Genomic DNA, 15928 nt, shown 5'->3' with positions numbered 1-15928 from the left:
GATGACGCCGCCCACCACCACCGCGCCCGCCCGGGACGGCAGCCGGGAATTCGCGGTCGGCTCGCTCGTGCACGCGCGCGGCCGGGAATGGGTCGTGCTGCCCGACTCGACGTCAGAGCTGCTGGTGCTGCGCCCGCTGGGCGGCACGGACGACGACATCGCCGGGGTACTGACCGCCCTGGAGCCGGTCGAGCACGCCCGTTTCGCCCCGCCGAGCCCGTCGGACCTGGGCGACCAGGGCGCGGCCGGCCTGCTGCGCAGCGCCCTGCGGATCGGGTTCCGCTCCAGCGCGGGCCCGTTCCGCTCGCTCGCCGGGGTCTCGGTGGAGCCGCGCCCGTACCAGCTGGTGCCGCTGCTGATGGCGCTGCGCCAGGAGACCGTACGACTGCTGATCGCCGACGACGTCGGCATCGGCAAAACGGTCGAATCCGGCCTGATCGCGACCGAGTTGCTCGCCCAGGGCGACGCCCGCGGCCTGGTGGTGCTGTGCAGCCCGGCGCTGGCCGAGCAGTGGCGGGCCGAACTGTGCGGCAAGTTCGGCATCGACGCCGAGCTGGTGCTGGCCTCCACGATCGGCCGCCTGGAGCGCAGCCGCCTGTACGGGCAGTCGGTGTTCCGCCCGGACCGCAACTACATCGTCTCCACCGACTTCATCAAGTCCCCCCGCCACCGGGACGATTTCATCAGGAACTGCCCCGACCTGGTGATCGTTGACGAGGCGCACACCTGCGTCGCGGACTCGGGCAATGGCGGCGCCAGGCAGCAGCGCCAGCAGCGTTACGCCCTGCTGCGCGCCCTCGCCGACGCCCCGGACCGCCATCTGCTGCTGGTGACGGCGACCCCGCACAGCGGCAAGGAGGAGCCGTTCCGGAACCTGCTGGGTCTGCTGGATACGCGGCTGGAGTCGATCAGCCTCGACCGGCAGGCGGGCCGCGACCTGCTCGCCCGGCACTTCGTTCAGCGCCGCCGCGCCGACATCCGGGACGACTTCCGTGACGACGCGAACTTCCCGAGCGACCGGCTCTCGGCCGAGGTCGACTACACCCTGCACCCCGACTACCGGCAGCTCCTGAACGAGGTCATCGCCTACGCCCGCGAGACCATCCGCAGCGCCGACGGCGCCCTCCAGCAGCGCATCCGCTGGTGGTCGGCGCTCGCCCTGCTGCGTGCCCTGGGCTCCTCGCCCGCGGCCGTCCGCAAAACCCTCCACACACGGGCCGGCGTGCAGGACGCCGACTCGGTGACCGAGGCCGACGCGATCGGCAGCCGTACCGTTACCGACCCGGCGGACGACGAGTCGGCGGAGTCCGCGGACGCCGTACCGGGCGCGCTGCTCGCCCCCGGCGCCACCGACCCGGAGGCGGAGACGCTGGACGACGAGGGCAAGGCCCGACTGCTGGCCATGGCTCAGGCCGCGAAGGAACTCGCCGGACCCGCCAAGGACCGCAAACTGAAGCAGCTGATCGACACGGTGAAGGAGCTGCTGGAGGAGGGCTACAACTCGATCGTCTTCTGCCGCTTCATCTCCACCGCCGAGTACGTCAAGGACCACCTGGACAAGGCCCTCAACAAGAACCGCAAGACGAAGGCGTACGCCGTCGAGGCGGTCACCGGCGAGCTCTCCCCCGACCAGCGCGTCGCCCGCATCGCCGAGCTCACCGAGGAGGGCGAGGACGGCGAGGCGCCCCCGGAGCGCCGGGTCCTGGTCGCCACCGACTGCCTCTCCGAGGGCGTGAACCTTCAGGAGAGCTTCGACGCGGTCATCCACTACGACCTCGCCTGGAACCCGACTCGCCACGAGCAGCGCGAGGGCCGCGTCGACCGCTTCGGCCAGCGCCGGGACGTCGTCAAGGCGGTCACCCTCTACGGCGCGGACAACGCGATCGACGGCATCGTCCTGGACGTCCTGCTGCGCAAGCACGCCCGCATCCGCAAGGCCACCGGCATCTCGGTGCCGGTGCCGGACTCGTCCGAGAACGTGATGCAGGCGGTCCTGGAGGGCCTGATCCTGCGCGGTGAGCGCCCGGAGTACGAGCAGGAGACGCTGTTCGCGGTGGAGTCGGAGGTCGGCCGGCAGACGGCCGAGCTGCACCAGGCCTGGCAGAGCGCCGCCGAGCGCGAGAAGGCCTCGCGCTCCCGGTACGCGCAGCACGCGGTGAAGCGAGAGGAGGTGGCCCAGGAAGTCGCCGAGGTCCGGGCCTCGCTCGGCACCGGCGAGGAGGTACGCCGCTTCACCCGCCACGCGCTCACTGCCCTGCGCGGCGTCGCGGGCCCCCTGCGCGGCGAACCGGACGGCTTCACGCTGGATTCCGAGGCCCTGCCCGCACCGCTGCGGGACGCCTTCGCCACGCTACTCGGCCCGCGCCACCCCCGCCCGGTCGCCTTCCACGCCACCCCGACCGCCCCGCGTGGCGAGGTGGCCCTGACCCGCACCGACCCGGTGGTGGCGGCGGCGGCCCGCTTCGTGCTCGACACGGCGCTGGACGACCGGATGCCGCAGTGGCAGCGCCCCGCCCGCCGCTGCGGAGTGGTCCGTACGACGGCCGTGGCCAGGCGCACCACGCTCCTCCTGATCCGCTACCGCTTCCAGCTGTCGCTACCAGGCCGTGACGGCGTACTGCGGCAGCAACTGGCCGAGGACGCCCGCCTCTTGGCGTTCCGGGGCTCGGCGGCCAGCCCCGACTGGCTCCCGGAGGACGAGGCGATCGCGCTGCTGGAGGCCCGGGCGGCGCAGAACACCGACCGCGCCTTCGCCCAGGAACGCGTCGAGGGCACCCTCGCCTCCCTGGAGTCCCTGATGCCCGTCCTTGAGGAGCGCGGCGAGGACCTCGCGGCCCGCCTCCTCGACGCGCACCGCCGGGTGCGCGGCGCTTTCCGCGACGTACGCGGCGCGACCGGCCCGGCCCGCCGGGGGCTGCGCGTGGACGTCCAGGGCCGCCCGGACGTGCTCGGCGTGTACCACTACCTGCCGGTCCCCGTCCTCGACGGCACGCACACGACGGCCGCGGACGCCGCGACCACGAACGGGGAAGCCCGCTGATGAGCCTCGCGAAGACCATCGTCACCGACTCCGTCCTCACTGTGGGCGGCCTCCTCCCGCCAGACATGCTGACCCGCGTCCGCGACGGCAAGGACGTGCCGGGCGCCCACCCCAAGGACTACGGCCTGTTCGCGGTCAACGACACCGTCCGGGACGCGGCTGAGCGTTCCTGGGCGTACCTGAAGGGCGTGTGGACGGCCTACCAGGAGGCGCTCGGCAAGGACGGCGCCCTCGACACCACGGGCATCCCGGCGGTCGGCGTGACCGTCGAGCGCTGGCTGTTGCCGCTGTTCGAACAGCTGGGCTATGGCCGCCTGCCCGACGCCCTGGCCGAGGGGCTGCCGTCGGCGGACGGCGAGAAGAGGTTCCGGGTCAGCCACGTCTGGCAGGCGGTGCCGGTCCACCTGACCGGCTGGAACGTCGAGTTGGACCGCAGGACACCGTCCCTGCCGGGCCCGGCCCCGCAGTCCCTGCTCCAGGAGTACCTGAACCGCAGCGGCCCGGACACCCTGTGGGGCGTCCTGTCCAACGGCCGCCTGCTGCGCCTGCTCCGGGACTCGACGTCCCTGGTCGGCTCGGCGTACGTCGAGTTCGACGTGGAGGCGATCTTCGAGGGCGACCGCTTCGCGGACTTCCTGCTGCTCTGGCGCCTGACGCACCGCTCCCGCTTCGAACCGCGGGGCGAGAGCGGGGTGGCCGCCTGCTGGCTGGAGAAGTGGCGCACCGAGGCGATCGCCAGCGGCACCCGGGCCATGGAGCAGCTCCGCCTGGGCGTGGAGAAGGCCCTGGTGACGCTGGGCAGTGGCTTCATCCAGCACCGGGACAACGCGGAGTTCCGCCGGAAGTTGGACGAGTCCGAGGTGACGGTCCGGGCCATGCACCCGGCGCTGCTGCACCTGGTGTACCGGCTGCTGTTCCTGTTCGTGGCGGAGGACCGCGGCCTGCTGATCCCGGACGACGCCCCGGCCGAGGCCCGCGAGCGCTACGAGAAGTACTTCTCCACGGCCCGTCTGCGCCGCACGGCCACGCGTCGCACGGGCGGCCCGCACGGCGACCAGTGGCACGCGCTGCGCCTGGTGCTGGAGGGTCTTGGCCAGGAGGGCGGCCGGCCTGAGCTGGGCTTGCCCGGTCTGGGGGGTCTGTTCGAGCGCGCGGAGGCGGACGCGGTCCTGGACGACTTGGAGCTGCCGAACGAGGCGCTGTACACGGCGGTGAAGGCCCTGTCGGTCGTGATCGACCCGAAGCTGAACCGTCCACGCCGTGTGGACTACCGCCACTTGGGCGCGGAGGAACTGGGCTCGATCTACGAGTCCCTGCTGGAGCTGGTTCCCCGCTTCAACCCGGTGGCGAACACCTTCGAGCTGCGCACGCTCGCGGGCAACGAACGCAAGACGACGGGTTCGTACTACACGCCGTCGTCACTGATCGACTGTCTGCTCGACTCGGCGCTCGACCCGGTGATAGATGACGCGGTCAAGTCGGGCGCGACGCGGGAGGAGCAGGAGGCGGCGCTGCTGCGGCTGACGGTCTGCGACCCGGCCTGTGGTTCCGGGCACTTCCTGGTGGCGGCGGCCCGTCGTATCGCCAAGCGGCTGGCGGCCGTCCGTACGGACTCGCCGGAACCGAGCGCGGAGGCGACGCGGACAGCGTTGCGGGACGTGATCAGCCGGTGCGTCTACGGGGCGGACCTCAACCCCATGGCGGTGGAGCTGGCCAAGGTTTCGCTGTGGATCGAGTCCCTTGAGCCGGGCAAGCCGCTCAGCTTCCTCGACTCGCACATCAAGCACGGCAACGGCCTGGTCGGCGCGACGCCGAAACTCCTGGCGGAGGGGCTGCCGGACGACGCCTTCAAGCCGATCGAGGGCGACGAGAAGAAGTGGGTGACCGGGCTCAGGAAGCGCAACCAGGCGGAACGGGAGGCGTGGAAGGCTCGGTTGGCGGGCGTCCACCAGGGCGAGCTGTTCGGGGCGACGACGGCGCTGGCGGCATCGAACGTGAAGCTGGGGAAGGCCGCGGCGGGGATCACGACGGCGCGGAACGACAAGCTGGAGTACGTCCACAAGCAGCGGGACGCCTACGCGGAGCTGATGGAGGGCCCCGACTCGGAGTACGTGCGGGAGCGGGACCTCGCGGACGCGTGGTGCGCGGCGTTCGTCTGGGAGAAGACGGAGGAGGCGCGTCCGCCGGCACTGACGCTGGAGGGGCTGCTCGGCCTGCGGGAGGGCGGCTGGAAGAAGCTGCCGGAGGGCACGCGGGAGAAGGTCGCCGAGCTGCGGAACGCGTACCGGTTCTTCCACTGGCACCTGGAGTTTCCCGACGTGTTCTCGGTGCCGGACGACCCGGACGCCAGCTCGGCCGTGGGGGTGGATGAGCGGACCGGGTGGGGTGGGGGCTTCAGCTGCGTGCTGGGGAATCCGCCGTGGGAACGGGTCAAGCTCCAGGAGCAGGAGTTCTTCGCCACGCGCAGCGAGAAGATCGCGACGGCGGCCAACAAGGCGGCCCGCGAGCGGCTGATCAGGGCGCTGGCGACGAGCGAGGAGCCCGCGGAGCGCGCACTGCTCAAGGACTTCGTCGCCGCCAAGCGTCAGGCGGAAGGCGTGAGCCACCTGCTGCGCGACTCCGGCCGCTTCCCGCTCGCGGGCCGCGGTGACGTGAACACTTACGCGGTGTTCGCCGAGACGGCGTCCCTCGGGATCGCCTCGCACGGCCGCTTCGGCCTGGTGTTGCCGACGGGCATCGCGACGGACGCGACGACGGCGCCGTTCTTCTCGGACCTGGTGCGCAGCGCGCGGCTCGCGTCCTTCCTGGACTTCGAGAACGAGGCGTTCCTGCTGAGCCGGGCCGTGCACCACTCGGTCCGCTTCTGTCTCCTGACGGTGGCGGGCCGCGAGGAGCGGGTACGGGAGGCGTCGTTCGCCTTCGGCACGCGGTACATGGAGGACCTGCCGAGCCGCCGCTTCTCGATGCCGCCGGAGGAGATCCTGCTCGTCAACCCCAACACGGGCACCTTGCCGGTGTTCCGGTCGCGGCGGGATGCGGAGATCACGCTGGGGATCTATCGCCGGGTGCCGGTGCTCATCCGGGAGGGGGACCCTGAGGGCAACCCCTGGGGGCTGTCGTTCATGAGGATGTTCGACATGTCGAACGACTCCCACCTGTTCCGCACACAGGAGCAGTTGGCGGTCGAGGGCTGGACTCTCAACGGCAACGTCTTCGAGCGGGACGGCAAGCGGTACCTGCCGCTGTACGAGGCGAAGATGCTGCACCACTACGACCACCGGCTCGGAACGTACGAGAGGCAGACCGAGGCGCAGGCCAACATGGGGACCCTGCCTCGAGTTACGGCGGAGCAGCATGATGATCCGGGGTTTGTGCCGATGCCGCGGTACTGGGTGCCGGAGTTCGACGTGGAGACGGGGAAGCGGGACAGGAAGGGTAATCCGGTCAAGGAGTCTGGGGTGGCTTCGCGGTTGGCTGAGCGGGAGTGGTACCGAGGCTGGTTGATGGGCTGGCGGGACATCGCCCGTGGCACGGACACCCGCACCACCATGCTCACAGCGCTGCCGCCCTACGGCGTCGGCCACACCTACCCGCTGCTGTTTCCCGAGGACGCCACCGCCGCCGCGTTGCTGCAAACATGCCTCAGTTCATTCGCCTTCGACTACGCGATTCGGCAGAAGATCGCCGGCACTCACCTCACGTACGGCTACTTGTACCAGCTCCCCGTCCCGCAACCCGCCGAGCTGGGCGTCCTACACGTGGCCGACGACTGGATCATGCTTCGGGTTGCGGAACTCGCCTACACCTCACACGACATGGCTGACTACGCCTGCGACCTCGGCGACGACGGCCCCCCGTTCCGCTGGCACGAACCCCGCCGCGAACTCCTCCGTGCCGAACTGGACGCCGCTTTCTTCCACCTCTACGGCCTGGACCGCGACGAAGTCGAACACGTCATGGAGACGTTCCCCATCGTCAAGCGGGAAGACGAGGCCACCCACGGCACCTACCGCACCAAGGACCTGATCCTCGACATCTACGACCGCATGGCCGAAGCCCGCGTGACCGGCACCCCTTACCAGACCATCCTCGACCCACCCCCCGGCCAGGGCCCCCGCCACCCGGCGTAGCCCCACGCACCGCACAACCCCACCTCGCCTGAGCACCCCCACCTGCGCACCGCCCTCCCAGGGCAGCGCGCCGTACTCGGCATATCCACCGCCCGCCCACCACACCGCACAGGCAGCAGCCCATGGAACCCCGCAACTACCGCATGGTTGTCTCGACCACGCAGGACTTCGTGACGACCTCCGCCGAAGCCGACCGCCAGCTGCACCGCTGGCTCGGCGAGCTCAAGCGCTTGGACACCTCCGCCCTGGACGAGGGCCGCAACGAGTTAGCGGAAGGCGTCACCCTCGACCACGACGCGGCAGCGGGTCGGCGCGGCTCGTACTCGCGCTGGCGACTGCGTGAAAGCCGCCAGAAGAACCGGGGCACCTGGCAGTCCACCCTCGTCGTCCGCTCCGGCAACCGCGACGACGACCGCCGCACCTGGCTCCAGGTGGACATCGAGCACCACCCGGCGTCCCCCGACCTCCGCCCCATCCCGGCCAACACCCCCGGCATAGCAAAGCTCCTGCTCGACGCGATCCCCGCCCAGGACGGCCTCGCCGATGTCACCACCGAACCCAAGTTCATCGAGCCGGACGACGTCGAGGAGGTCATCGAGGAACTCTGCGACCAGGACCGCAGGCTGCCCATCGTGATCGCGAGCGTCCCCTACGGTCAGGACCCCGAAGTCTGGACGCAAAAGATCGTCGAACCGGCCTACAAACACCTCACCGGTCTCGCCGTGGTGTACGTCCTCAGGCCCGAAGCCCAGACCCTCTTCAACACCACCCTCGACTACCACCGCGTCTTCGGCGGTGGCATCCGCACCTACCTCCCCGGTGTCGACCCAGCCTGGCAGCCCGACGCTCAGCGCCACCTGGTGATGTCCCGGACGACGCTCGAGGCGAGCCCGAGGCGCGCGGCGACCATCCTTGCCGCCCTCCCCCAACGGCTGGCCCTACGCTTCCCCCTCCCCGCGCCACTGGACACCCTCCCCGTCCAGCGCACCCGCCCCCGCCCGGCGGCCCACGGCTCCGGCTTGGACGAACTCCGCGCCGAGAACGAGACCCTCACGAAGATGCTCACCGAGGCCGAGCAGCGGGAGAACGCCAACGCGGACGCCCTGCGCGACCTGCGCCAGCAGCTCCAGATCGCGGAGGAGCAGGAGTTCGAGGCGGCGGCGGAGAACCAGGACCTGTACGCCAAGCTCAAGCACGCCGAGCGACAGGTGCGGACCCTCCAGATAGGGCTGGAAAGGACCGGTCGGTACGACCTCGCCCACGCCCCGGCCGACGCACCGACCGACGTACCCGCCACCTTCGCCGAAATGCTCGACCGGATGAACGAGTTCACCCACCTCCGCTTCACCGGAGACAAGCGGAAGGCCAGGGAACTCGACGCCCAGTCCATCGGCAACTGGCTCGAGGTCGCCTGGGACGCCCTGTGCGCACTCGACGACTACGCCGCCGCGTCAGCCGCCGGTACGGCAGGCGGCGACTTCCGCTACTGGTGCGCCCACCTGCCCGACGACTGCGAGCACCTCTTCCCGGCCGGCAAGGTCAAGATGAAGGAGTCCAAGACCGTCGGCAACCGCGACGACTGGCGCCGCGAGCGCACGTTCCCGGTCCCCCAGGCCGTCGACCCGGGCAAGAGGCTGTTCATGGAGGCCCACCTTCGTATCGGCGGTGGCAACATGGTCTCCCCACGGCTCTACTTCTACGACGACGGACCCAACACCGGCCTGGTGTACGTCGGTTACCTCGGCCCGCACCTGACCAACACGAAGACTTGAGCGGGTGGGGTGAGGGTCTGTCAAACGAGCCGGTGTACTCGATTGAGTTGGGGTCTACTGGCGGGCTGCGGTGAGGCGGCCGTCGAAGGTGATGTCGAATGCGTTCAGCGCGGTCTTCCAGCGGCTGGTCCAGCGCTTTCGGCCGGTGCCGGTGGGATCTGGAGAAGCTCCAGACCTCGTACGACATGGCCGCCCAGGCATTAAAGACGTACTGGCCCAAGCTGGAGACAGCGCAGGGCATGGCGGACCGCGCCCCGGACCGGGCGATAGCCGCCCAGGCGGACCTGTCCTCCGCCCAAGCCTCGTTTTCCGACGCCCAGGACTGGGTGAGTCGGGCCGGCCCGCTGGACCGTGATGGTCAGCGAAGGCCACGGCCCCTACTGGGAGCGCCACGACACCGGAAGCACCGGGTTCCTGGCGGCGCTGCTCACAGGACGACGACAGTCCGAGATCTTGGATGACTTGTCGGACCCCGACCACCGCTTCGACCCGCTGCCCACCACCTCCGGTCCCTGACCTTGGGCCAGCACGACCTGGACCAGTCGTTGCTGCCGGAACAGGGTGAACGGGCCTCAAAGAGGGGCGTCCCCCCCCAGGTCTTCCCCGGGAGCGCGGTCTTGGTCGCTCGGGGTGGGAAAGACGCAGGTCAGAGGTAGTGCGGCCGGGTGAGGCTGAGCCCACTGCGAATCTGTCGACTCGGCCTCCCCTGGTGAAACGGCCTCAGATCTGCGAAAACGCGGGCAGGGGCCGTTCTCGTTCAATCGAACACTCCGCGGGCGCAATGCGGCCTATGCCCCACCGGATGTCGCGTCGGCCAGCGCGCGTTGGTACCCCCCCGCAGGGGCGGTGTGGATCAGCCGAACAGGGTGGAACCGAGCGGGCGTCGTGCGTCGTAGCCGGGGAGGATCAGGAAGGTCGCGCTGGCGGTCGTGGTGGTGAAGGGCAGCAGCGCGTCGGAGGTGTCCATGCGGGCGAGCGTGGCCGTGAAGGTCCGCAGGTCGTTCTGGAAGCTGATGAAGAGCAGACCGGGGGCGGGGTCGTCGATGCTGTAGGAGCGGCGGAGCATGTGGCCGACGCCGACCACCGTGGGGTTCGCCCTGCGTACGTGGGCGTCCACGGGGACGAGATAGCGTCCGTCGGGTGTCTTGGCGCTGAGTCCCGGGGCCGAGTCGACGCTGCCGCCGGAGAGGGGTACGCCGCTGGCCCGGCGCCGCCCGAAGACCGCCTCCTGCTCGGCGACGGACAGGGCGGCGAACCGTGTCAGGTCGATCTCCATGCGCCGCAGAACGGCCAGGGTGCCGCCGGCGACCGCGGGCGGGTCGGCCAGCCACAGGTCACGTTCCTGCTCGGCGGTGGTGTGCGGGCCCACGATGCCGTCGATGAAACCGAGCAGGTTGCGCGGTGCGGAGCGGTCCTCGGCCACGGGCACCTCCGCACCGCGGCGTCCGAACTGCCGCCAGCGCTCCTGGAGGCGGTCGCCTGCCTGGTCCAGGAGCGCGGCGGCGGCGAGCGGCAGGAGCAGGGCGTCGCCCGCGCAGATCTGGAGCAGCAGATCACCGTCGCGTTCCCGCGAGTTGACACGCTCGCGGGAGAACGGCGGGAGGTCGGTCGCGCCGGGCAGCGTGGCACCGGCCGTCCGTACCAGCCGTGGGCCCACGCCGACGGTCACGGTCACATCGCCGGGGGACAGGCCCAACAGGCGTGGGTCGGACCCGGCGGTGAGGGTCTGGATGGTCTCGCCGAGCTCGGCCAGCAGCGGCCCTGGCGTCACCGTGTCGCCGAGGTCGGCCACCAGGGCCAGCAGGTGGGGCTGGGCCGTGCGGGGAAGCGTCACGCCCGCCTGATACCGGCCCGTCGCCGCGACCGGCGCGGGCGTGGCCGACGCGGAAGGGGCGGGATCGCCGGACCGGGCGGGATCGCCGGACCTGGTGGGATCGCCGGACCGGGCGGACCGGGCGGAGTCCCCTGAGCACCCGGCGATGAGACCGGTGGCCACCGTGACACCCGTGACATCGAGGAACGCGCGGCGTGACGGGGGACGGTCGGCGCTCGGCATGATGCGTACCCTGCCACACCCGGTCTGGGGCTGCCGCTCAACCGTCGTATTGCGAGCGGGAGTTCGACGTTCAGGCGGCCTGACGCCGTGCCAGACTGGGATCATGTCTCGAGTGGCTCTTCGCGTCATGACGGCTGCCCTGGGCGCGCTGACGCTGGTGACCGGCTGTAGCGGCGGTGGCGACGACGGATCGGGCGAGGGGCGGCGGCCGGACGGCGCGGAGGTGACGATCCGGGTGCCCGCCGACGCTCCGACGATCTCGGACGCGGTGTCCCTGGCCCGCCCCGGCGACCTGGTACTGGTGGCGCCGGGCGTGTACCACGAGTCGGTGCTGATCGACACGGAGCGCGTCACGCTGCGGGGCGAGTCCCGGGCAGAGGTGGTCATCGACGGGCAGGTGCGGCAGCCGAACGGTGTGGTCGTCACGGCGCCCGGGGTGGCCGTGGAGAACCTGACCGTGCGGAACAACACGCACAACGGGCTGCTGGTCACCGGTTCGGCGGCGGCGGTCGACGCACTGCCGGGGAGCGGCGGCTACGACACCGGCGACGAACCCGTCAGCCTCCTGGAGTCGTTCCTGGTGTCGCATGTGACCGCGACCCGTAACGGCCTCTATGGCATCTACGCGTTCTCCGCGCAGAACGGCGTCATCGAGCACTCCTACACCTCGGGCGGGGCGGACTCGGGGATCTATGTCGGCCAGTGCAGGCCGTGCCGGATCGTGGTGCGGGACAACGTCTCCGAGCTCAACGCGGTCGGTTACGAGGGCACCAACGCCAGTGGTGACATGTATGTGGTCGGCAACCGCCTGGTCGGCAACCGTGTCGGGCTGACCACCAACTCCGACCACCAGGAGAAGCTGCTCCCGCAGCGCGACGCCGTCATCGCGGGCAACCTGATCGCGGACAACCAGCAGCCGGAGACCCCCGAACAGGCCGACGGCGGCTGGGGCATCGGCATCGGCGTCGACGGCGGCAGCGACAACCGGTTCATCCGCAACCTGGTCACCGGCAACACCAACGCCGGTCTCGTGATCACCGCGACCGCCGACCTGACGGCGGACGGCAACCGGATCACGGACAACACCTTCACCGACAACGGCGTCGACATCGGCTGGACGTTCCCCGCCGCCACCGGGGGACAGGGCAACTGCCTGGAGGGGAACGAGCTTCGGACGACCGTGCCCGAGGGGCTCGCGTCCACCGCGTCCTGCCCTGTCCCGGCCACATCCCCCACGCCCTCCGGCAGTTGGCAGGGCCCGGCGGCGCCCGCGGGCATTCCTTTCACCGACGTGGCCGCGCCAGGACCGCTGCCGGAGCTCCCGGATGCGCGCACGGTCGGCGCCACCGTCGTGCCGGACGTTCCTGAGCTGCCGGTCATCGAGGACATCGCGCTGCCGTCGCCTTCACTGCTCGCCGACGGCACGCGGGTACGGGCCTCATGAGCGCCGGCTACGGCGTCGGGGTGGCTCCGGGCAGCGGTGGGACGGGGACATGCGCCTGGGTGTCGAAGTCGATGACCACCGGCTCGGGCGCGGAGGCGATACCGGCCTCGACCCGGTACATGGTGCCGTCCGAGCCGATCCAGTAACGCACGGTCCCTGACGTACCGGTGCTGGTGTCGCCGCCAGGGACCTCGGCACCGGACTCGGCACGCGGCCCGTTCATGATGTCCGTCCGATGGCCGCGTACCTGCTCATGCCCGACCCAGGTGGCGCCGTTCTGCGGCAGCAGCGCGGCGTTGTCCGGCCGGTCGCTGCCGAGGTCGAGCACGATGGCCAGCGCACTGTCCAGGGTCATGCCGGACGTCAGCAGCGGACGGCTGTACCAACCGGACTCGGGCGGTGACGCCGGGACAACGTCCGGGGGGTCCGCCATGGGGTGGACGAGGACGGTGGTGGCCGTCCACCGGATCAGCCCGTCGCTCGACGTGTCGCGCCCGGTCCCGCGCACCACCCCGTAACCGGTGTGGGTGCGGTAGTCGACGGACGCGGTGATGACCAGCCCACCGTCGACGTTCGGCACGTTGAGCGTCACCGCCCGGCCTTCCGCCTGGTAGTTGAGGAATCGCGTGACCGCCAGCCGGTTCACTTCGTCCGAGGTCAACGCCCGTGGTGCGGCGGGGTCCTCACCGCCGCCGAGGAGGACGAAGGCGCTGGTCGCGGCTGCCGCGACGCAGGCGACGGCCGCTGCCCAACGTAGCCGTGGCCACCGGCGACGCCGCTCGATGTCGGTGCTCCGCACGCGGCGCGAGATAACGGTTCTCACCGAGGCACCCTCGATTTCCGTGATTGGCCGAACACTACGGGTCGTCAACTGTAGTCTCTGCGCGGGAAGTCGCTGGGTTCGCGTTGGCCCAGGACGAAGGGAGCGCTATGCGTTTAGGTGCACTGCTGCGGATGGGGTTGTCCGGCGTGCTCCTGGTAGGGGGCGGTGTCGGCACGATCGTGGCCGGTGCCGGGCAGGCCGGAGCCGCGGCCTCCGACGGCACCCTGACCGTCGAGGTACTGCGGGACTTCTTCGGCACCGGCGTGATCAACGCGACCATGGATGTGCCCCAGCGGGGAATCCAGGTCGATGTCACCGACCCCGCGGGCAACCGCGTCACCGGTGTCACGGATGTCACGGGACGGGTCGTCGTGCCGCCGTCGGGCGAGCTGACCGGCGGCCGGTACCGGGTCGACGTCACCGTACCGGAACCCTACGACGGCTATCTGCGGGCGGCGCCCGCCTCGACCGCGGAGAACCACTTCGACAGCTTCACCTCGTTCGTGGACGTCTCGGACGGCACGGACGACTCGGTGACCACCGGGGTCTGGAACCCGGCCGACTACGCACTGCCCGACTCCCGTTACTTCGTGCCGATCCAGAGCGGCGCGGGCGGGACGGACACCCGGGCACTGGTGGCGTTCGGGACGGACGTCCGGGGCGTCTGTACCGAAGGGGCGGTGTGCCCTGAGGTCCTCAACACCCAGGACCAGGTGGGCACGACCTACGGGCTGGCCTACGACCGGTACCGCGACCAGCTGTTCCAGTCGGCGTTCGCCCGGCGGTACACCGAGTACGGCCCTGAGGGCGGTGGCGCGATCTACGCCCAGCCGGTCGACGGCGGTGCCCCGACGCTGTTCGCGACGGTGCCGGGCGCCACGGAGACACCGCACGACACCGACAACCTGATCAAGGACGCCGAGTTCACCGACGCGCCGGGCAAGGAGAGCATCGGCGGCCTGGCCCTGTCGGAGGACGGCTCGACCCTGTACGCGGTGAACCTGCTCACCCGTAGCCTGGTCAGCTTCGACGCGACCGGGCCCACGGCCTCGGCGCCCGAGGAGACCGTGCCGATCCCCGACCCGGGCTGCGCGTCGGACGGGGACTGGCGTCCGTTCAGTGTGGCGGCCCACGACGGCAGCCTGTATGTCGGGGGTGTGTGCAGCGCCGAGAGCACCCAGAACCGTGCGGACCTGAGGGCCGTCGTCGCCACCTATGACGGCGACGACTTCACCACCGTGCTGTCCCAGCCGCTGGACTTCGAGCGCGGCCAGGTGCACGTCGGCAACTCCGGCAGCGGCCAGGGCAACCACTGGAACCCGTGGCACACCGGCCTGGCGGACTGGGACTCCTTCCAACTGGGCGGCGCGATGATCAATCCGCAGCCGGCGCTGGCCAGTATGGCCTTCACCCGCGACGGCTCGCTGATCCTCGGCTTCCGTGACCGGTTCATGGACGTCGTGAGCTGGGGCGGCCTCGACCCGAGGCCGGGCATCGACACACCGCAGAACGGGATGTCCGGCGGCGACATCAACATGGCCTGCGCCAGGCCCGACGGCGGGTACGACTGGGAAGGCACCGGGATCTGCCCCGACCACGCGACGGACCCGACCCTCGACGGGGTCCAGCCCGGCAGCGTGGTCGAGTACTTCCCGGGTGACTTCTTCCCGAACGGCGGCTCCGCGACCCAGCCAGGGCCGCACCAGGAGTCCGCCCTGGGATCGGTCGCCTACATCCCGCAGCAGCAGTGGGCCGTCAGTACCCAGATGGACCCGGCCGGGCGGGTCATCACCAGCGGAACCGGCTACTACGACGTCGCCACCGGCCTCGGCCCCGGCAACGACCCGGTCAACAACGCGTACGAGTTCGTCGGCCCGAACCAGAACGGGTTCGGCAAGGCGGGCGGCCTCGGCGACATCGCGTACGCCGCGGCGAACGCACCGATCCAGATCGGCAACGTCGTCTGGTACGACGGCGACCGCAACGGCCTCCAGGACCCCGGGCACGTACTGCTGCCTGGCGCGACGATCAACCTCCTGGACGCCGATGGCGAGCAGGTCGCCACGACCACGACCGATGCCGCCGGTGAGTACTACTTCGGCGGGGTCGGCGCGGACTACGAGCTGACCCCGGGCGCCGAGTACACCGTGCAGTTCGATGTCTGCACGGCGGACACCAGCGGGGTGCCGGGCGAGCCGGCGGCCGCCGACCTGCGGTTCACCCTGCCGCGCGCCGGTGACGACCGGGTCCATGACTCCAATGTGACCCCGCCGACCTCCGGCCGACTCTGCAACGGCTACGCCCCGGTCACCGCGCCGGACACACCGGGAGGGGTCGATCACACGATCGACGCCGGTGTCCACATCCCGGAGCCGGAGTCCCCGGCACCGACGCCGCCCGACTCCCCGTCCCCGACGCCGCCCCCGGCGGAGCCGACGGACCCGGCGCCCAACGACCCGGCACCGGCCGGACGGTCACCGGGCGGCGGCCTCGCCCACACCGGTACGTCCGGCCTCGGAGGCGTCATCGCCCTCACCGCCGTGCTGCTCGGCGCGGGCACGGCAGCGGTCTTCGTCACCCGTCAGCGGCGCGCACGACACCACGGACGCCACTGACACCCGGAAACACCCGGAAACACCCGACGGGCCGGTGCGCCGCACCGG

8 protein-coding genes are annotated in these 15928 nt (G+C 70.9%); 6 read left to right on the top strand and 2 right to left on the bottom strand.

The genetic code is table 11. The features are described 5' to 3' along the window. Position 1 precedes the first annotated feature (1 nt). From D7318_RS18745 to D7318_RS32890, 4 genes are all read left to right on the top strand, one after another. A complete protein-coding gene (locus D7318_RS18745) occupies positions 2 to 3040 on the top strand; it encodes a helicase-related protein (RefSeq protein ID WP_120698267.1) in 3039 nt (1012 codons plus the stop codon). Further along, on the top strand, positions 3040 to 7170 hold the full coding sequence (locus D7318_RS18740; RefSeq protein WP_120698266.1) for an Eco57I restriction-modification methylase domain-containing protein: 4131 nt from the start codon (positions 3040 to 3042) through the stop codon (positions 7168 to 7170). Before D7318_RS18745 ends, D7318_RS18740 begins: the two co-directional genes overlap by 1 nt. 122 nt (positions 7171 to 7292) lie before the next feature. After that, positions 7293 to 8942: a hypothetical protein gene (locus D7318_RS18735; protein WP_230423863.1), complete on the top strand. Its 1650-nt coding sequence runs from the start codon at positions 7293 to 7295 to the stop codon at positions 8940 to 8942. A gap of 354 nt (positions 8943 to 9296) precedes the next feature. After that, a complete protein-coding gene (locus D7318_RS32890) occupies positions 9297 to 9458 on the top strand; it encodes a hypothetical protein (RefSeq protein ID WP_183091459.1) in 162 nt (53 codons plus the stop codon). A gap of 337 nt (positions 9459 to 9795) precedes the next feature. Here the strand turns inward: D7318_RS32890 and D7318_RS18730 are convergent, their stop codons facing one another. Further along, positions 9796 to 10998: a Dyp-type peroxidase gene (locus D7318_RS18730; protein ID WP_120698264.1), complete on the bottom strand. Its 1203-nt coding sequence runs from the start codon at positions 10996 to 10998 to the stop codon at positions 9796 to 9798. Positions 10999 to 11101: 103 nt separating this feature from the next. On the opposite strand from D7318_RS18730, the gene D7318_RS18725 reads away from it, so the two are divergent. Continuing rightward, positions 11102 to 12442 carry a right-handed parallel beta-helix repeat-containing protein gene (locus D7318_RS18725; protein ID WP_120698263.1) on the top strand — a complete coding sequence of 447 codons (1341 nt, stop codon included), beginning with the start codon at positions 11102 to 11104 and terminating at the stop codon, positions 12440 to 12442. 7 nt (positions 12443 to 12449) lie between these two features. Here the strand turns inward: D7318_RS18725 and D7318_RS18720 are convergent, their stop codons facing one another. Then, entirely contained in the window at positions 12450 to 13103 is a 654-nt protein-coding gene (locus D7318_RS18720; RefSeq protein ID WP_120698262.1) for a hypothetical protein, read from the bottom strand. A gap of 269 nt (positions 13104 to 13372) precedes the next feature. On the opposite strand from D7318_RS18720, the gene D7318_RS18715 reads away from it, so the two are divergent. Then, on the top strand, positions 13373 to 15880 hold the full coding sequence (locus tag D7318_RS18715) for an SdrD B-like domain-containing protein (protein WP_120698261.1): 2508 nt from the start codon (positions 13373 to 13375) through the stop codon (positions 15878 to 15880). Positions 15881 to 15928: the final 48 nt, after the last annotated feature.

This window comes from Streptomyces radicis, assembly GCF_003626575.1.
Taxonomy (GTDB): domain Bacteria; phylum Actinomycetota; class Actinomycetes; order Streptomycetales; family Streptomycetaceae; genus Streptomyces; species Streptomyces radicis.
The sequence above is the reverse complement of the archived record's forward strand: the minus strand, read 5'-3'. Positions and strand labels throughout refer to the sequence as shown.

Excerpts from the sequence above, each read along its gene's own strand:
- D7318_RS18745 (WP_120698267.1), top strand. The coding sequence starts at position 2 with ATGACGCCGCCCACCACCACCGCGCCCGCCCGGGACGGCAGCCGGGAA.
- D7318_RS18740 (WP_120698266.1), top strand. The coding sequence starts at position 3,040 with ATGAGCCTCGCGAAGACCATCGTCACCGACTCCGTCCTCACTGTGGGC.
- D7318_RS18735 (WP_230423863.1), top strand. The coding sequence starts at position 7,293 with ATGGAACCCCGCAACTACCGCATGGTTGTCTCGACCACGCAGGACTTC.
- D7318_RS32890 (WP_183091459.1), top strand. The coding sequence starts at position 9,297 with ATGGTCAGCGAAGGCCACGGCCCCTACTGGGAGCGCCACGACACCGGA.
- D7318_RS18730 (WP_120698264.1), bottom strand. The coding sequence starts at position 10,998 with ATGCCGAGCGCCGACCGTCCCCCGTCACGCCGCGCGTTCCTCGATGTC.
- D7318_RS18725 (WP_120698263.1), top strand. The coding sequence starts at position 11,102 with ATGTCTCGAGTGGCTCTTCGCGTCATGACGGCTGCCCTGGGCGCGCTG.
- D7318_RS18715 (WP_120698261.1), top strand. The coding sequence starts at position 13,373 with ATGCGTTTAGGTGCACTGCTGCGGATGGGGTTGTCCGGCGTGCTCCTG.